The following is a 16,801-nucleotide window of genomic DNA, read 5'->3' as shown; positions in this document are numbered from 1 at the left end:
TCTGATGTGGCATCCGCTGCGCTCACTTAAGGCAGCTCCACTTCCCTTCAAAAGAGGAGCGCGCTTCCCACTATCACCATCTGAGGACAGGCGGCTACTGGCATGGCTAGCGCGTTATGGCTTCTCTATCACTATCCGCTTGCCGTCTATCCTAGCGACCAACTCCTCCATCGGCTTGAACGGAAAGGCGCTGTCCCTGACGAACTCGGTCGGGAGGTTGATGCTGTGCCTCCCCCTCGACGAGTAGATCTTCACCTTGGCTTGGGCGGTCATAGGATGTTCGTTGGTAGGTTCGTATTATAATACATGGGTTTGTTGTATGCGTAGGGCGCTATATACATACGTAAGTATACACAACCGTGCACATGACCGAATGACGGGCAGAGACTTCTATGCAGTCCTTGGCGTCGCGAAGACTGCACTCGTCGACGAAATCAAGGAGGCGTACAGGAGGCTGGCCGCCCAGTACCACCCGGATAGGAACAGATCCCCAGAGGCTGAGGAGAGATTCAAAGAGGTCTCGGAGGCCTACTCCGTCCTTTCCAACTCCGATAAGAGAACCCTATATGATGCGCTCGGCCCCGACAAGTATGACGACCCGCGAGAGGTCCTGCTCTACAGGCTGAACAAGGAGGCTGTCAGACGAGAGGCAAAGAGAGAGGACGACGCGTGGAGATCTACGAGGCGGAACGATGGGGCTGAGACGACGGGAGTGCTTCTCTTCTTCCTCTTAACTTTCGACTTCGTGATCCCTCCTTCGGTGTCAGGTCATTGGTATTTCGTGTTCAATGGCTTCATCCTCCTCTGCCTGGCTATCTCCGTTCACGAATGGGTGAGACTCTGATACTGCTCCCTACTTGGCTGTCTTATTGACGGTCAACGACCTTGATGTCTTCGGGCCAACTGACATCTATGATCCTGTAGGCGACCTTGAGCTGTCCCGAATCGATGTAGCCCTTGAGCTGGCGTTCGGACTTCGTGAGCGGCGTCCCTGCCTTCTTGAATTCGATGAAGTCAAGCTGGTTCCCCTTCCTCCCAAGAAGATCCATGCTCGATTGCGCCGAGGTTGATGACAGTAGCGATATCTCGTCATACTTGGTCAAGACATCGAATGTCCCCAGCAGCTGGGAGATGTCACCAATCTTCTGGCTGCCTCCCAGCCGGAAGGCATCAGTGGCCTTCTTCAGCCTGCGCCGATGTTCTAGCTGTGCGTACCGAGCCAAGACGACGATTACGACCAATGCTATGATAAGACCGATTCCTAGGACTGATTCGAGAATAGTCATCGCAGGCTGCTTGGCTTGCGAAGAATTAAACTCTGGCCGGAGTCAGCTGAGCCTATGGTACAGGCCACCCTGTTAGAGACAGGCATCACAATTGTGATTGCCGGTATGGCCTTGATGGTTCTTGGGCTAAGAAGAAGCATTGCAGTACGGATAATCTACGACAATCAAGGTGCTAATCTGGCGCCCTATCCGGACAAGGCTGAAAAGATATTCACATTCATCATCGACGATGATTCGACCTTAGATGGATCGTTCAAGAGCTATTCGGGGGTCTTCGATTACTCGCTTGTGGAACTGCCGGTGGTCCCCGAAGTCTCGTCACGGACTACAGATTGGTGGTTCCCCGTTCATCTTGAGGATCGGTCTCAGATTCATCAGAGTTTCGAAAAGAAACTTCCCAAGGGCGTCTACGGCGTATGGGTGAAGAACGGTCAATCTGCCCCCACGTCTCTTTCACTAAGTCTTACATCCAAGACGAGAAAGCCGACCTTTCCCAGATTCTATGATATCGGGTCGAGTGTATTGGTGGTGGGAGTTCCCTTGGTAATCGCATCGTTCTTCCCATAGTACTATCGTGAAAGCGCTTCGCTGCGCCAAGGGTTCGACGCATGTCCACAGACATTCATTCAGTTCGCAATTGCTCAGACGCCGAAGGTCTTAGACAGGTACCCCAGCAGAGGAGTAGGGTTCAGTGTAGCCAGGTACATCGCTCTGCGGAGATACTACTTAAATAGTTATCAATATTCTACTAGTAGTCACATATGACTGCAATAAAGCCAGTAATAGAAGGAACAGACATCACTTCTGTGGAGGTTGGTAATACCACCCTCAAGCTGAAGCAGACAGTGAGCTTGGACAGCCTTCAGGAGCTCATAAGCGCCGTCGAGAATTTTTCGAAGTTCTTCGACTTGACGTCGCTGGGCTCCGCCGACGAGGGAATCAAGACGGAGTGGAACGAGCAGGACCTCACTCAGTTTCTCAGCAAGGAAACCCGTGAAGACCAGATTGTGGCCCTCAAGGTGCTGAGTGACAAGGGCGAGGTGACTCGCGAAGAATTCCTGAACGAGATGAAGAAACTATTGAAGAACCCGGGATTCCGCGGCTGGGACTTGGGCGGTCTCCTCGCGGGACTCTCCATCCGCTCACGTACCTGGGGCTATGAGAGCCCATACATCAAGGAAGAAAGACGCGAGGGGAATGAATGGGACACCTTCTACAGGATCAAGGAACGGTATGCCCCCCTAATCAAGAAGTGGCTGAAGGAGCGAGGACCATGATGACGGGCATGAGGATGACCCCCGAGATTCACGGCAGGCGTGTGACACAGGTAGTCCTCGACTTCACGCCTCCCATCGACCTCGAGACTTTCGCATCGTTAGCGAAGCAGATTGGGGGTACTCCAAGTGCCCCCCACGCTCATTTCTTCACCCAGTTTCCCGTTTACACATTCGGAGAGATTACAGCGGTCGCTAGCACCTGTGAATGCGGCGTCACTATGAGGGAGAGGGTCTGAGTTGTGTCTGGAACATCCTAGGTCCGCCCCGGTCCCTATGGAGAATTGTCCGAGATGCGGTGGTAAGGGATTTGGTCTGTATCAGAAGAAGGTCAGGAACTGCCAAGGAAGAGAGTACCTGTACTGGTATTACGCCCACAGTTTCCATGGCGAAGTCAGACTGGAATACATAGGCAAGGACTTTCAGCAAATACTGCAGCAGAGTGCCCAAGAACAAGTCAAAACGATTCAGGCTCGCACGATCAACTAATAGGAGGCTAGACTGGTGTACTCCGGATCCTTTTCCCAGTCAAAGACGCCCCTCGATGATGCGCTCGTGGAGAAGATCGCGAGTGCCGTCCTGACGTTTGGGAAGATAGACATCCAGAAGTTCGATATCACGCTGTACCAGTACCAGCGGGAAGAGCGTAGGAAAGCTGAGAGTCTTGAGTTGGCCTGGTGGGACCCTGATGACAACAGCATTAATGTCGAAGTTCCTACAGTCGAGAGGATAAAAGACGATGCATGCTTAGCTTTCGTATTCCTTCACGAACTAGCTCACGCTGACGGTGCAGATGATCACGAACTTGCCTCAAACCTAGCAATGGAGTCACTCAGGGAAGCAAACGTCTTGAGCCCTGAGTGGATAGAGTCCCTAAGGGCGGTTTGGCAAAAGGCTTCATATGATGCGGACGCTATTGGCAAAGAATCAGCCGAGATTCTTAGACGCAAGGGAATCAACCTCGAGCAAGCTTCCAAGGATGATTGGGATAACGCTCTCGACGAAGCGCGTATCAACCTATTGTGCGGAAATGGCTGCTAGGGAAGCCGAACCCCATGCGAGCAAAAGACAACCTCCAACTCTGGGGCGAGAATCTGTCCAAGGTGTAAAGGCAGAGGCTCCATACCGGGCTGTCTACTCAATCCGGGCTAGAATATCATGACCGGGGAGAGTTCCAAATAGTAAGGAAATTACCTACTTTTGAGTACTATGGTAAGACCTAGACTGTCGAGGAAAGGTTAGGCGAGGTCAGGCATCCAGTCTATGGGAAACGCCGCAGTTCGTTCCCATTTGATAGTGACCTAGGATTTAGGCTGCTGCGAACTTACAGAGACTCGGTCTGAGATGCGTCGCTCTATGAGGGCCTGCAGTCCAGCCGCACAGTCTGGGTTTTCCTCCACAGTTCTTTCTTTGATTGCGTTGCGGACAAGTACTTGCCTATCCATATTATTCCGCGAAGACTCGCAGCCTCTCGTGGGAAGGGCTAAAGGGCGAACATTGGAAGATGCGGTGGCGGTAGTCTATCCTTGAAACTATTTCGCACCGATTCTAGCAGGGTAACCGAGTTAAAGGAGGGCGATTTCGACTACGAGAAAGTAATACAGAATCTACTGGAACACAATCTTCCGGACATCTTTCCTAGCCTTGAGTTTGTAAAGAGCGAGTTCCAAATTGAGGATTTTAGAGCTGACACAATTGCCTTCGACACCGACAGGAAGTCATTTGTCATCATCGAATACAAGAACATAAAGAACGCAGCCTTGACTGACCAAGGGCTTACCTACTACAATTTGTTATTGGAGAGCAAGGAAGCGTTCATACTACTTTATCAAAAGGAAAAACGGAAACTATACGATGTAAAAGACATCAAGTGGGATGAAACTCGAGTAATCTTCATCTCTCCAAAGTTCACTCCCTACCAGAGAAGAGCCAGCCAATACGTCGTCCTGCCGATGGAATTGTACGAGATTAGAAAATACGATGGAGGATTTGTCACATTGGACAGAATCGAGAGTAAACCTGCCGCTACAGCACATGCGAAGAAATCGCTTGCTAAACCAAGAATAGTGGCCCAGGAGTATTCCGAGGAAGACTACCTTAACGGGAAGTACGACCACATCAGACGTACATCAGAAACCAGAATACTCTACCAGAAACTTCGAACCGCACTTCTTGAGAAGTTTGGCAAACTAGAAGTCAAACAGAAGAAGCACTACGTCGGGTTCTACTCAACAGACGATGGATCATCCATTTGTACCGTCGAAGTCCAAAAGAAAAAGATGATACTGACTTACTCTACGACTAACCCAGAGCTCCTTCCCAAATCGGAGTTCATTCAGGATTTCACGAGAAAGGGACACTGGGGGATTGGGGACTACCGCTCAGACATCAGAAACGAAGAAGATATCTCTAGGGCTATTCCTTTTGTCGAAACAGTATACCTAAGCAAATAGACCCTATCCTCTCCCGCACTCTCTCTTGTTCGAGCTTTCAAAGAGGAGAATCCAGTACGCTCACCTCTACCAACGCCCTCTCATCCTCGTTGATTTCGTACAGTTCACAGACCAAATTGTCCAATTTCCCCTCAAGTGCGGTAATCTCGTCCCTAATTGCTTTCAGGTCCCTTACATTCTGGCTGAAGTAGGTCTCCCATTCATCCTGTTCAGCTAGCTTTAGCCTTCTCCCGGCAAGCCTCTCGATTTCGAGTTCGAATTCAGAGAAAGAGAGACCTACTAACTGTTCTAGCTTCTGGGTTATCCGGACCCTGAAGTTCTCTGATATCCTTCTGAGCAATTTCCGTTTTAGCTCGAAGTACTTTGTATGCAACTCACTAAGCCGTCGAGCTGCCGCGGCAAGACTCTGTTGCTCAGCTTTCGAGATTTCCTTCACTGGCAACTTCCTCACCTCAGCCAAAGTTGTTTGCCTAAAGTCATCTTTCAAAGCAAGAGAGGACTTGCTGGTGTAAAGAAACGAGAACAGCTTAGAATTCAACAGTGCTAGCAGATAGAACATATCATACCGATCCTTGAATTCATCTAGAACCACAAACGGATTGTAGTCCTTATTCGTAATGATCCCCGAACTGTCATAGAATGCCATAAGCCGGTTCTGACGATTGACGATTCTCCTTATCATCAACTTGTCTTGAGAGTAGAGATGATGAATACTGGCAGCCTTTCTGAAGTCGATAAAAGCAGAGCGCTCTACGATGAATCGGTATCTGTTTCCATCTGCCTCCAACAGAAATGGAGAGTAATTGTCAGACTTCTTTGTTTTCTCAACCGGAAACTTGCTGGTTACGATGCCTTGGGCAGAACCTGTGATAGCTCCAAGCATTACACTTCTCTTCTTCACCTTCTGGAGGATTTCGTAGGTAGCTTTGTTTGGAAATATCTTCAGGTCCTGTTCAGACAAAATAAGACTCCTCCCTACCGCATCAAATTGAGAAGGTTCAATGGCAGAGATTTTGTCGTTCTTCCCGTACTGAAATGCGGCAAAACTAGGAACATTTGGACTCTTCTTGAAAATAGCGATACCTGTGTCCACATACGCATCTGGAAACACATCAAATGGGAGATTGACAAGGTTTGTTAGAGAAACGCTATCGTCCACAAAGAGCATTTTCCGAAACGTCAGGTAATTGTCTCCCGTCTGCCAAGTCAACGGCATTATGAATCCAAGCATTCCTTCGGGTCGGACAAGGTCAAGCCCTCCCTCGACAAAGATAACTGACGTATCGTACTTTCTGAAGATGCCATCATAGTGACTGGCATAGTATTCTGCCTCTGCATCAGTCATGTTCTCCAACGGAATGTAAGGCGGGTTTCCAATGACAAGGTCGAACCCTTCCTTCGTCTCCTTGAACTCCTTCTGCCAATCAAAACCTACCCCATCGGCTATCACATTATCTGAGATGACACTGTTCCCTCGCTTGATGTTACTGGAAAGGTCGATCAACTTACGGTTCGTTGAAGCCATCTTCAGGAATAGACTGAGCTTTGTAATCTCAACGGATTCCTCGTTCTTATCTACTCCGAAGATATTCTGTTCAATTATCTTTCGTGCCTCCTCTTCGTCGTTCCATCTTGTTATCGTCCAGAAATCAGAATCTTCCTCTACTCTCCCGCCTTTCAGTTTGGTGGTGTAGCCTCCTGCAACTTCCTTTGAAATCCTGATTTGCTTATGGATTTCGAGCAGAAGATCAACTGCTGCAAGAAGGAAGGCACCGCTCCCACAAGCCATGTCAAGAATCTTGAGGCTCTTGAACCTCTTCTCCAGCTCGTCGATGTTAGAGGAATACTCTTTCAGTAGACTCTGAACATCACTCTTCCCAGACTTCGAAAGCAAAGGGATTATCGTATTTCTGCAGATATGCTCTGTAACGAAGGTGGGTGTGTAGTAAATAGCCTCCTTCTTCCTCTTGGACGGTCCACTTATCCCTTGAAGCTCCTCCAAGTCCATGATAGACTGTTCAAAGATGTGACCGAGAATGTTGACACTCACTTCTGACTGGAAATCAAATGAAGATAGAATCAGAAGATTGCGAATGATTGGGTTCAGATTACTCCGAAACCGACCTACAACCGCCTTGGAAGGCTCATCAAGCTCAACCATTCCTTTTAGATTTGAATTGAGCACAATATCCTTGAAGAACGACTCTCTGCGGATATCAAGGAAGAACAAGTCGGAAGAAAGCCTCTCGCTGAATAAGCCTCCATTGAAACCGAACACTTCGACAGGAGATTTCGAACCCTTGTCAAGCCTTTCAAAGAGATTCACGATGGTATCGTAAGCATAGTGTGAGTATTCCGAAACAAGATTCGGATTCAAGCTTTCCAGAATTGACTCGGCGAACATTCGTCTCCTAAGCTTCCCTGTGCCTTGAGCGAAGAACATGAAGACAAGTCGGTTGAGAAGGACTTGGGTACTGTGTAGAGCCTGTTCGCGGTTCGCCTTCCCCCTTGTCTCGAATTCGCGCAGGATCATCAAACGAGTCTCATGATACAGTTTGTAGAACTCGGCAGTGAATAATCTCTCTTCTATAGAGGATTGATAGTACAGCTGAGGAATTAGCTTCTTAACTATGATAGCGTCTCGTGAGAAGACTGCCACGAACTCTTTCAGCTTCTGTTCGTTTCCTTGAATCTCCATGAAGTCGAATAGATAATACCTAGAGTAACCCTTCAGCCGATCTATCAGAACGAAGTCCCTGTAGTTGGTCGCAATACCATACTCGAAACTCCCTCTCCCGATATAATCCCAGGTTTGTTTGATGGGGGTCTGGTGCTCTGGTTTCTCCCTATGCTGATCCGCAAAGAGGTCTTTAGTCTTGGTTCCTTTCACTTCAATGCAGACACCTCCTTTTCCCGACGAGTCTCGAAAGCTGAATTCAACATTCCCGGTTTCAAAATCAAGCTCTTCCGAGATAGAATACCCCAACACACCCTCCAAAACAAGCGAAGCGAATCTGAAATAATTCTTCTTCTCGTCTTCCAATACCCCTGACTCCAACAGTTTGACCCATTCCTTAGCACTGAAAACCTGCTTTGGAGTTATTTTGATGGCAGAACTCATTCGTGAAATCGTACGAGGATTGAACAGACTCGCTGAAGCGTCAGCCATCGTTTGGGCCAACGGAACAGGTTTATTTTAGTTAGAACCCTCGCGTTCTCATCAAACTCTCTTCCATCTGGTTTGAAACGTCTTTAGACGCTGGAGAACCTCAGAAACGTAACCTAACGATTGATTCAGGTCCGGAAAGTAGTCTGTCGGATGGGCACATTCATTCCGCTTATTGAGTAGACCCTTCAATGCCTTGTCTTCAATCTTACTACAAAGCTTCAGGTCCCTCAGAACCTCTATGATTTGATAGTCTGACCCCACCTCTCGGAGGTCGTCAAGGGACTTCACCTTCCAGCTTGGTCGAATCCGGTTTAGTCTGCCAAACTTGTTCCTACTAAGTCTCGCTTCTATGAAGTCCATGAGTGCAGCCCATGAAAGCACATGAGCGGCCCTGAACAGTTCGTTCTCGATGCACCTTAGGGACTGTCGGATGAGTTCATCCTGCTTTAGACTGAGCCCAGTTAGCAGCTTGTAAGTCTCCTTAATGCTGATCACACGTTCGGGAGCGGCCTCCTCTTTCGAGAGCATCCTGTCTGCCTCCTTCTCGAAGGCCCTGGCTCTGGTTATGATGTCCTTTAGTGCAGTCTCGCTACTCATCGCTAAAGCAGATGCTTCTTGAGCGATTCGAATATCTTGTCGTAGACGGTGGCATCCTCAGTAGACGGCAATTGCAGCTGAATGTTGAGATTGACCACTAGACTTGGTGAGGCAGGCGCCTGTGGTATGACCACAGCCTTCCCCTCAGTTACTACTGCTTGTACCACACCAGCTGGAAGTTCTGCTTCGAAATTAGCAGACTCGCACAGAGTCTTGAAGGTGCTAACTGTCAGTTGAAGTACGTCTTCTCCGGCGCTAACTTGCGTGCTGAAGAAATTCCTCAGCGCCTCCGTGTCCTTATTGTGAGCATCTGGATACAGCGCATATAGATCGCTGTAAGCGGTCTTGATGGTAGAAGCCATTACAGCACCTGCCGCAGCCTTGTTTCTGAATTGTCTATACTTCTCCGTCGGTGTGCCATTGGGGTCAATGAACCCGATGAACTTGAGAATCGGAATGATGGCTCTGTCATTCTTGCTCTTGTAGCCTAGTGCCTCCAATGTCTCCTGAACCACCCTAGGGGGGACGTTGTTGGTTGGGATTTTCTGAAGGAAATCCTTCAGAGAACCTTGCTTGACGGTGTACGGGAACTTTGAGACCAACCTTGGACGGCTGGTAGAAGTTTTCTATTAAACATTCGGCACTTCTTTCGACGTACACCAGCAGACACAATCTCCAAGACTATTAGAGGACCATCCCAACCTTCGTCCACATGGGATACGATAATCCTTGGCCGGGTATCATGGCCAGAAAGCAAAGGGGTGAAGCCGAGGCGAGAGCGAGCAGCATTCAACAGCAACTGGCTGAGTGCCAGAAAGAGGTTGAAAGACTGCGAGCCAGGCTGAAGCAATACGAGCCATAGCTGCATTAGCTCTCCCCGGTTCGCAGGACACAGCCGTTCACGCCTAGTCCTCGGTAGTTTTTGCCAAGGTGAGCAACCTGTCGAGTTCTCTAATTTTGCGCCGGATCAGATTGATTTTGGACTGGACCTTGAGACCGTTGCGGCCCGGCTTAGGCCCAGCTGTCCATTCTCCTCTGACTACCCTCATGGAGAGCTCGCTTGGCTTGAAGCGCTGGTTCCTTGGTAGTGGAATGTGGTGAATGTCTGTTACTTCTCCAATGCGGATCTCGTCATCTTCTGGCGCCATTATGGGAACGAACAAAGGCGAGTCCTTTAAGCACTATTGGTGTATTCAGACAGACGACGATTGTTTCATTACAAAGCTTCCAGGGTGCGACACGATTGAAAAGTTACGACCTTAGACTAGCAAGAGACACGGACCAGGACGACCAAAGGTTCAGCCGATGTCCAGATGCAACGCACGTGCTTGATGTGGGTGGGGAGCCTGTGGTCCACGCCTTGGCTTATGCAACAAAAGGCATCTTGTCGATTAGAATGATGCAGACAAGACCAGATGGTGAGCGCAAAGGATATGGCAGGTATTTCGTATTCGCATTGGCACAATTAGTGCATGCTCAAGGGGTATCGAGGATAGAGGCCTGGGATGTAGGGCCTGAGTCAGAAGTCTTTTGGCGCAAGGTTGGTTATCGCCTCAGCAGAGTAGAGAACGAAGTTGAGATATGGAGCAAGGCGATTGTCCCAATTGAACTCTGGATACCAGTAATTGGGTATTTCATCAACTTGGTACGGGTCCCTCCTGAGGATAGAAGGTTCACAGTGCCCGCTATTTTGACCCTGTTTCTCATAGGGCTGGTTGGTATAGCCTTCACGATTCCGTTTGCCCCGGTTTTTCCCCCAAGCATTGCAATCTCCTATGCTATCGAGTTTGATCTTGCTCTATTAGGCGTCGCGATTGTGATTGCGTTAATAGAAACAGGGATGCTGGTCCGGTGGGGAATAGAGAGGTTTGGTTGGGCTCGCCTCGTAGGCAAGCCCGCCCGCTATGTTTTCCGAACTTTTGTCTACTTCAACTACCAGGAGATGATGTTCGGTGCGTTAGGAATCACCTTTCTTTTCTTGATTCACGCCGTTGTTTGAAGGGTAGTGATTATTGGGGTAGACGACAGCCTGACCTAACCGCTATTATTTTTTTCTGAGATATTCTGCGGCAGTTAATCTCTCACAAACTCACAGAAACAGGCTCAGCCTACAGAAGAGAGAGAGGCTGAAAATCTGCGGTCGCCAGGATTTGAACCCATACCCTATCGATATTCCGATTTAGTCCAACCCCATCAAAACTGCTAGGTCAAATCCGGCCGACCCCACTAACCCTCACTTCCAGCCCGAATGCTTGAACCGATTTTGGTGTTCAAGTCTACCTAAGTCGTCTCATCGTTAAAAGGCAAGCAGAGGAGGTCGCTGCGGGGTCAAGACGCCTACTAACGAGCTGTGGTTTGAGCTATTCACCAGGCGCGTCGGCCTGCCTCTATGGGTTGGTGCTCTCGTCTTGGCGCTAGTGCCCACGGCTGCCCTTGGTTCTCTTACGGTTTTCTTCATCCCAATCGGGCTGGGAGAGCTTCTAACTGACATCGCCCAGCTGAGTTTGATCTCAGTTGTGGACGTCGGCCTTGGATTCTACACTGCAATCCGGCTCAGAAATAGCGTAGAAGCGTTGCACGAATTCATCGAGACCGACGATGAGGCAGTAGAGAAAGCATTCGAGTCGAGAGTCAGAGGACTGTCTTCAATCAGAGGAGTCCTGTTAGTGTGGGTCTTGCTGCTTTCGTTCTTCGTTCCACTGTTCACCCTTGGCCCCGGCGGCGATATCTACTACAACCTCACAGGGGAGATTCCATACCTGTATTCGAACTTCTTGATCGCGACCTTCTTCTGGGTATTCGGCTACTCCATGTTCTCGATCTACAGGATTGGGAAACTCCCCCTCAGGCTGAAGCCGTACACCCAGGACAAGACCCTCGGTACGAGGCCTTTCGCCGCCGCGTCATTGCGGTTCAGCTTGATTTACTTGGCAATCGCGACTTTCCTTTCGCTGGCAATAATCTTCGGAGGCGCCCTACCACTTTCAGCCTCCCTACTCGTGCCTCTAGTACTCTATCCACCGGGGTTCCTCTTCTTCCTCCTGCCGCTCTACAGCATCCACCGCAAATTGGTGGAGGCCAAGTCTCGAGAGATGGCCTGGCTCGAACCTTGGGCGACGGCGGTGCTTCGGGATCTAAAGTCGACCCAGAGGACCGAAATAGATCAGCGCCTAGTCAACGAGATCACGGCGATAGACAAGGTCCAGCGAGACATCCAACAGATTCACACTTGGCCCTTTGACACCGGGATTGTTATTCGATTGGCAGCGGTGATCTTCTCTCTACTGGCAATTTTGATTAGCGCAATAATCAGGGACCTCTTCAAGTTCTAACGCCTGGAGCTCGGGCCTTCAATTTCCGAGTTGCCTATGGCTTTTCTTCCCCGACTGCGATAAATACGGCCTTCTCTAGCCGACAACAGGTCGAGGTAGTAGGTGTCATCCTCCAAGCATCTTCCAACCAGGATTCTGGCGGCGGTCGATGGTTCAGAGGAATCGATGAAGGCGGCAGGGTATGCCATCGAGCTCGCGAAGACCACGGGCGGCAAGGTGGTGGCCCTGCACGTCATCCAACTCCCGCAGTATCTCTCTGAAAGCGTGCTCTCCAGATTGAAGGAGGAGCTCACACAGAGAGGCCAATCGGCACTTGCTGGGGTCCAGAGTTCAGCCCAGAAGAGCGGGGTGGAAGTCGATTGCAGGGTCATCGAGAAAACGACATCAGTCGTCTCTGCTTTGTGCGACTTTGCCTCGAAGGATGGCGCCGAGATGATAGTGATAGGGACGCGCGGGACTGGCGGAGTGGCAAAGTTGATGCTTGGAAGCGTGGCGGCGGGTGTAACAAGGAGTTCCACCTGCCCGGTCCTTGTCGTGAAGTAGTGCCAGGGATGTCGCCTGCCAATCCTGCTCCTCGCAAGGCCCTAATGCAGGAAACGTGAGCGGCTTGGAAAACCCAGTTGTGATCAGGAACAGAGAACAACTGATCTTCATGCTCTCTGAGGCGGCAACGCTCGAGCACATGGTGATGTGCCAGTATCTCTACGCATCCTTCGCCCTGAAGAGGAACACGTCCGAAGGGGTCTCTGAGGACCAACTCGCGGCCGTACGGAGGTGGGACAAGGTGATCACCGAGGTCGCCGAACAGGAGATGCTCCATCTCTCCCTAGTCAACAACCTGCTAATCTCAATCGGAGCAGCCCCTTACTTTGGGCGACCGAACTTTCCCCTCCAGTCGAGGTACTTCCCCTCAAGGGTAAGGCTCGTCCTGATGCCACTGGACGAAGTCGCCCTCCGGCACTTCCTGTACCTGGAAAGACCCGAGACCATGGCCATAGAAGACGTGCCCGGGTTCGTAAGGGAAGGCATGCAAGCCTCGGGAGGTGAGATAGTCCCTGAAAGCCAGGAATTCGCAACCATCGGACAGCTGTATCGCGGAGTCGAGGAAGGCATCAACTTCCTCGCCGAGAACTATGGTGAGAAGGAGGTCTTCATCGGTTCCCAGGAGTCGCAGGCGACCGCGGAGCACTTCGGATGGAAGAAGCTCATCGCGGTGAAGGACCTGGCATCGGCCAAGGCCGCGATAGACACTATCGTGACAGAGGGCGAGGGGGCCAGAGGAGACTGGAGGGACGCGCACTTCGGCAAGTTCGTGCAAATCCTGAACGAATTCCTCGAGATCAAGAAGGCGGACCCCCAATTCTCCCCTTCAAGGCCGGCGCTCGCAGCCTTCACGAGGCTCCCTGGAGACGCCGAGATCGCAGAGCTCATCGATGACGAGATGACCGCCAAGGTCTCCGACCTCTTCAATGCCAGCTACGAAGTCCTCCTCCAGGTCCTCAGCAGGTTCTTCCTGCAGGTAGAAACGAGCCACGAGGAGTTGTCAAAGCTGAGCGGTGCTTCGATCCGACTCATGGTCACCGTGATCAAGCCGCTAGGGACCCTGCTCACGACCATGCCCATCGGACCCCACAGACCAGGCCTCACGGCAGGCCCTTCGTTTGAGATGTTCAGGATGAGCTACCTGCTCCCGAGGAGCCAGGCAGCGTGGATCGTCCTTCACGAACGGGCGCTAGAACTCACTGGGTTCTGCTCCGAGCTGGCGAGAGCTCCCAACGCTCCGAAGATGCTACTCGCAGTCGAGAAGGCTCTCGGGAACGTCGTGAAGATGTTCGAACAATCGAGCACACAGACGTAAGATGGCTCAGAACTTCAGGATGAGCCTGAGGTAGTTCGCGAGCAGTATCGCGACCACTGAGAACACTATGGCCGCGAGTCTCGTTATGATTCCGACATCGAAAGGCCAAGTATGAATCTGCTGAATGTCTCTCTGGACCTTGTCGATTCCCATGAGCTGGTGGAAGAGCCTTACATCGCTGTTCTTGACCCCGTCCTGGTTGAGCTGGTGGACCAGCTCGGTGTACTGTGGAGCGAGCCGACCGTTCTCCATCCGCTTCGCTTCGACCAACCTTCCGTGCAAACTCAGTAGTGGGACCATGAACAACACGATTCCCCCAAGCATGAGAATCGCCCCAAAGGCGACGAGCGGCACGGCTGGATATCCTAGCCCAGTCTGAGGGACAATGATTATTGCGACCATCAGAATATACAAGGCGGTCAACTGGAGCGATAGCCTTCCGAAAGGCCTCAATCCCAGAGTCCTGTCCTCGGTGAAGGGCCTGAGAACGAGTGGTAGCTTTCCCGCTTGGTAGATCTTGTAAAGCGAATACGCGAATGCGAAGATGAATGTGATGATGAAGACGTTCCAGTAAAAGAAGGCCGCTGAAATCATCATCCCTTGCAATAGGCTGTAGGACCCCGGAATCTCGTATTCCAAGTAGAAATACTGGACTATTGTCACCAATGCCACATATGTCACGGCGATCCCTCTGATCCCGTACAGTTCTCGCAATTCCATCCCCTGTCCAGCTGGGATGAGCGTGTTTGCGTAGGAGGCGACTCCTTCGAGCCTCCTGCGTACGAATCTCGATGCGTACAAAGTGTAAATCGTAACGACTACCAATAGAGGCACAAGTCCCAGACCCCCGCCGGAGACAAATCCCCCCCAGAGTCCAGCTGCGAAGTACGAAGCGGGGAGTAGCAGGGTGACCGGAAGGACGCCATAGAGCAAGACGCCCACCCAGAAGGGAACGCCGGTCCTTTGGCAGAGCCTCTCAAACCAAATACCCTGAAGGTCCTGGTCAGTCAACCTGACTGCGCCACTTCCCTGTTTATTTAGCGATTTCAAGTCTTTCTATCTCTCGTCACGCATGGATGTATGGCAAGATCCTAGCGACTCGAACATCAGCAACCTCTTTTATCGACTGCCGCCGACTCGGTTTGCTTGCGTCGGGTCATAGGTCACCTTGACTTGGATTACTTCTATGCGCAAGTAGAAGAGGTCGAGAACCCGTCCATCAGAGACAGACCTGTTGTCGTCTGCGTTTATTCAGGCAGGACTGAAGACAGCGGGGCCGTGGCCACTGCGAACTACAAGGCCCGGTCGATGGGCGTGAAGTCGGGAGTCCCCATATCCCTCGCAAAACGGAAACTCGACGGCTCCGACGCGGTCTTCATCAAGATGGAGCACGAGAAATACGAGAAAGTCTCCGAGAACGTCATGGAACTAGTGCGAGAAAGGGTGGACGTCCTCGAGCCGACGGGCATCGACGAGGCATTCTTCGACATTACAGATGCTTCCGGGGGCGACTTCATCAGGGCGCGAGGCCTCGGAGAAGGAATCAAAGAAGCGGTCTTGAAGGAGACCAGCCTTACCTGTTCAATCGGCCTGGGGAGGAGCAAGGTCGTTGCCAAGCTGGCATCGGATGCTATGAAACCCAACGGGCTGACGATTATCCCTCCCGAATCCACATCCTCCTTCCTGGACCCGCTCCGAGTAGAGAGGCTCTACGGCGTGGGGCCCAAAGCCACTGCCGCGCTGAGGCAGCTCGGGATCCTGACGGTGCTCCAGCTCTCGAGAACCGACCCATCGGCGTTGGAAGCTGCGTTGGGAAGAAACCTCTCGAGCTACCTCCTGGCCGCTTCGACAGGGTCCGACCTCCAACCCGTACAGGCCGGCCGGGCTCCGACCCAATTCGGACGGATGGTGACGCTGAAACAAGATACGAGGAGGCCCGACGAAATCCTTGGGCAACTCGAAGCGGGCATCGAGTCAGTGGCGAAGAAGCTCTCCGACTCAAAGTCCTCCTTCAGGACGCTGACCGCAATGGGAGTCCTGACCGACCTCTCAATCATGACAAAGAACAAGACGTTCAGCTCGCCGATGATAGCTGACGGGTCAAAGATTCGGGAGTCTTTTCAAATCCTGCTGGCCGACCTGTGCAACGCCTCGGCAAAGGACCTTCGGAGGGCAGGCGTCAGAGTCTCCGGACTCGCGACAGTTGAGGCACAGAGCAATCTGTTCGAGTTCGAACAGGAGACCCGAGGATGAGCGATCAACGGGACGAACTGAAGAAGAGGTTCGCTGACCTCGCCAAGTACGGGGCCAAGTTCGAAAAAGCCCTCGACGCAGCCCTGACCAGCTCGGTGAAGGAGGCTCGCTTCCTCCCCAGCGGCCGCAAGGTCCTCTCGGTCGTGGGCAAGCTCGGAGACGAGTTCGTCGACCTTGAGAAGCCCTACTGTTCCTGCGGCAACTTCTACTTCAAGGTCACGAGGGGCAACGACAAGTACTGTTACCACCTCCTGGGCCTGAAGATTGCCTCTGCCAGCGGCCTGGTGGAGATTATCGAGTTCGACGACGAGGAGTACCCAGCCTACCTCACCGCCATTGTAGCCGACACCTTCGAAGTCCTGGGCAGAAGCTGACCCGCGAATTGATGGAGCCACGGGCGAGACTCCCGTGCCATCTGGCTTTCGATCTCGCGACCCCCTGCTCTCCTTGACCGGTCTTACAAGGCAGGTGCTCTAACCAGGCTGAGCTACCGTGGCTCGCACCTCGAGCTTGGGGCTCGGTTTATCACCTTTCTTGGATGCCAGCCTCCGATACTTCAAAGACAAGCAATACTCGAGG

General features: G+C 51.5%; 19 protein-coding genes and 1 tRNA gene. 12 read left to right on the top strand and 8 right to left on the bottom strand.

The window, feature by feature from the left end; translation table 11 throughout:
• Nucleotides 1-114: 114 nt before the first annotated feature.
• On the bottom strand, nucleotides 115-273 hold the full coding sequence (locus HY247_05900; GenBank protein QQG48282.1) for a hypothetical protein: 159 nt from the start codon (nucleotides 271-273) through the stop codon (nucleotides 115-117).
• Nucleotides 274-373: 100 nt separating this feature from the next.
• Here HY247_05900 and HY247_05895 point away from each other — a divergent pair, with 100 nt between their 5' ends.
• Complete coding sequence (locus HY247_05895; GenBank protein QQG49575.1) at nucleotides 374-844, top strand: J domain-containing protein; 471 nt, start codon at nucleotides 374-376, stop codon at nucleotides 842-844.
• Between the two features lie 22 nt (nucleotides 845-866).
• Here the strand turns inward: HY247_05895 and HY247_05890 are convergent, their stop codons facing one another.
• Nucleotides 867-1,286 (bottom strand): hypothetical protein, encoded by a 420-nt coding sequence (locus tag HY247_05890; GenBank protein QQG48281.1) that lies wholly within the window; start codon nucleotides 1,284-1,286, stop codon nucleotides 867-869.
• A 54-nt stretch (nucleotides 1,287-1,340) separates the two neighbouring features.
• On the opposite strand from HY247_05890, the gene HY247_05885 reads away from it, so the two are divergent.
• The 5 genes from HY247_05885 (at nucleotide 1,341) to HY247_05865 (ending at nucleotide 5,013) form a co-directional block, all read left to right on the top strand.
• Nucleotides 1,341-1,853, top strand: a complete 513-nt coding sequence (locus HY247_05885; GenBank protein ID QQG48280.1) for a hypothetical protein — start codon at nucleotides 1,341-1,343, stop codon at nucleotides 1,851-1,853.
• A gap of 194 nt (nucleotides 1,854-2,047) precedes the next feature.
• Nucleotides 2,048-2,563: a hypothetical protein gene (locus tag HY247_05880; protein ID QQG48279.1), complete on the top strand. Its 516-nt coding sequence runs from the start codon at nucleotides 2,048-2,050 to the stop codon at nucleotides 2,561-2,563.
• A complete protein-coding gene (locus tag HY247_05875; GenBank protein QQG48278.1) occupies nucleotides 2,560-2,799 on the top strand; it encodes a hypothetical protein in 240 nt (79 codons plus the stop codon). Before HY247_05880 ends, HY247_05875 begins: the two co-directional genes overlap by 4 nt.
• Nucleotides 2,800-3,064: 265 nt before the next feature.
• Nucleotides 3,065-3,601: a hypothetical protein gene (locus HY247_05870; GenBank protein ID QQG48277.1), complete on the top strand. Its 537-nt coding sequence runs from the start codon at nucleotides 3,065-3,067 to the stop codon at nucleotides 3,599-3,601.
• Nucleotides 3,602-4,086: 485 nt separating this feature from the next.
• Nucleotides 4,087-5,013, top strand: coding sequence for a hypothetical protein (locus tag HY247_05865; protein QQG48276.1), 927 nt, complete (start codon nucleotides 4,087-4,089; stop codon nucleotides 5,011-5,013).
• 37 nt (nucleotides 5,014-5,050) lie between these two features.
• On the opposite strand, the gene HY247_05860 is transcribed toward HY247_05865, so the two are convergent.
• The 4 genes from HY247_05860 to HY247_05845 all read right to left on the bottom strand — a co-directional run bounded on the left by HY247_05860 (nucleotide 5,051) and on the right by HY247_05845 (nucleotide 9,927).
• Nucleotides 5,051-8,056: an N-6 DNA methylase gene (locus HY247_05860; GenBank protein ID QQG48275.1), complete on the bottom strand. Its 3,006-nt coding sequence runs from the start codon at nucleotides 8,054-8,056 to the stop codon at nucleotides 5,051-5,053.
• 177 nt (nucleotides 8,057-8,233) lie between these two features.
• Nucleotides 8,234-8,779, bottom strand: a complete 546-nt coding sequence (locus HY247_05855; protein ID QQG48274.1) for a hypothetical protein — start codon at nucleotides 8,777-8,779, stop codon at nucleotides 8,234-8,236.
• Between the two features lie 2 nt (nucleotides 8,780-8,781).
• The gene (locus tag HY247_05850; GenBank protein QQG48273.1) at nucleotides 8,782-9,381 is read right to left on the bottom strand and encodes a DUF5343 domain-containing protein; all 600 of its coding nucleotides are present in this window, start codon (nucleotides 9,379-9,381) and stop codon (nucleotides 8,782-8,784) included.
• A 303-nt stretch (nucleotides 9,382-9,684) separates the two neighbouring features.
• Nucleotides 9,685-9,927 carry a hypothetical protein gene (locus tag HY247_05845; GenBank protein QQG48272.1) on the bottom strand — a complete coding sequence of 81 codons (243 nt, stop codon included), beginning with the start codon at nucleotides 9,925-9,927 and terminating at the stop codon, nucleotides 9,685-9,687.
• Nucleotides 9,928-10,022: 95 nt separating this feature from the next.
• Between HY247_05845 and HY247_05840 the strand changes: the two genes are divergently transcribed.
• The 4 genes from HY247_05840 to HY247_05825 all read left to right on the top strand — a co-directional run bounded on the left by HY247_05840 (nucleotide 10,023) and on the right by HY247_05825 (nucleotide 13,969).
• Complete coding sequence (locus HY247_05840; GenBank protein QQG48271.1) at nucleotides 10,023-10,778, top strand: hypothetical protein; 756 nt, start codon at nucleotides 10,023-10,025, stop codon at nucleotides 10,776-10,778.
• 409 nt (nucleotides 10,779-11,187) lie between these two features.
• Complete coding sequence (locus HY247_05835) at nucleotides 11,188-12,111, top strand: hypothetical protein (protein QQG48270.1); 924 nt, start codon at nucleotides 11,188-11,190, stop codon at nucleotides 12,109-12,111.
• 102 nt (nucleotides 12,112-12,213) lie between these two features.
• Complete coding sequence (locus HY247_05830; protein QQG48269.1) at nucleotides 12,214-12,654, top strand: universal stress protein; 441 nt, start codon at nucleotides 12,214-12,216, stop codon at nucleotides 12,652-12,654.
• A 64-nt stretch (nucleotides 12,655-12,718) separates the two neighbouring features.
• A complete protein-coding gene (locus tag HY247_05825; protein ID QQG48268.1) occupies nucleotides 12,719-13,969 on the top strand; it encodes a ferritin-like protein in 1,251 nt (416 codons plus the stop codon).
• Between the two features lie 6 nt (nucleotides 13,970-13,975).
• On the opposite strand, the gene HY247_05820 is transcribed toward HY247_05825, so the two are convergent.
• Complete coding sequence (locus HY247_05820) at nucleotides 13,976-14,980, bottom strand: hypothetical protein (protein ID QQG48267.1); 1,005 nt, start codon at nucleotides 14,978-14,980, stop codon at nucleotides 13,976-13,978.
• A 135-nt stretch (nucleotides 14,981-15,115) separates the two neighbouring features.
• Here HY247_05820 and HY247_05815 point away from each other — a divergent pair, with 135 nt between their 5' ends.
• Both HY247_05815 and HY247_05810 read left to right on the top strand, forming a co-directional pair.
• Entirely contained in the window at nucleotides 15,116-16,222 is a 1,107-nt protein-coding gene (locus HY247_05815) for a DNA polymerase IV (protein ID QQG48266.1), read from the top strand.
• Nucleotides 16,219-16,596, top strand: a complete 378-nt coding sequence (locus HY247_05810; protein QQG48265.1) for an SWIM zinc finger family protein — start codon at nucleotides 16,219-16,221, stop codon at nucleotides 16,594-16,596. The genes HY247_05815 and HY247_05810 overlap by 4 nt, the downstream gene beginning before the upstream one ends.
• A gap of 12 nt (nucleotides 16,597-16,608) precedes the next feature.
• Here HY247_05810 and HY247_05805 read toward each other — a convergent pair.
• Nucleotides 16,609-16,719, bottom strand: a tRNA-Thr gene (locus HY247_05805).
• Nucleotides 16,720-16,801 lie beyond the last annotated feature (82 nt).

The sequence above is a fragment of the archaeon genome (assembly GCA_016432545.1).
Taxonomy (GTDB): Archaea; Thermoproteota; Nitrososphaeria; order Nitrososphaerales; family Gagatemarchaeaceae; genus UBA183.
Note: the sequence above shows the minus strand (reverse complement) of the source record. Positions and strands in the feature narration are given on the sequence as shown.

What these genes read in the sequence shown, in the direction of transcription:
- HY247_05900 (QQG48282.1), bottom strand. Translation starts at nt 273, where the DNA reads ATGACCGCCCAAGCCAAGGTGAAGATCTACTCGTCGAGGGGGAGGCAC.
- HY247_05895 (QQG49575.1), top strand. Translation starts at nt 374, where the DNA reads ATGACGGGCAGAGACTTCTATGCAGTCCTTGGCGTCGCGAAGACTGCA.
- HY247_05890 (QQG48281.1), bottom strand. Translation starts at nt 1,286, where the DNA reads ATGACTATTCTCGAATCAGTCCTAGGAATCGGTCTTATCATAGCATTG.
- HY247_05885 (QQG48280.1), top strand. Translation starts at nt 1,341, where the DNA reads ATGGTACAGGCCACCCTGTTAGAGACAGGCATCACAATTGTGATTGCC.
- HY247_05880 (QQG48279.1), top strand. Translation starts at nt 2,048, where the DNA reads ATGACTGCAATAAAGCCAGTAATAGAAGGAACAGACATCACTTCTGTG.
- HY247_05875 (QQG48278.1), top strand. Translation starts at nt 2,560, where the DNA reads ATGATGACGGGCATGAGGATGACCCCCGAGATTCACGGCAGGCGTGTG.
- HY247_05855 (QQG48274.1), bottom strand. Translation starts at nt 8,779, where the DNA reads ATGAGTAGCGAGACTGCACTAAAGGACATCATAACCAGAGCCAGGGCC.
- HY247_05845 (QQG48272.1), bottom strand. Translation starts at nt 9,927, where the DNA reads ATGGCGCCAGAAGATGACGAGATCCGCATTGGAGAAGTAACAGACATT.
- HY247_05810 (QQG48265.1), top strand. Translation starts at nt 16,219, where the DNA reads ATGAGCGATCAACGGGACGAACTGAAGAAGAGGTTCGCTGACCTCGCC.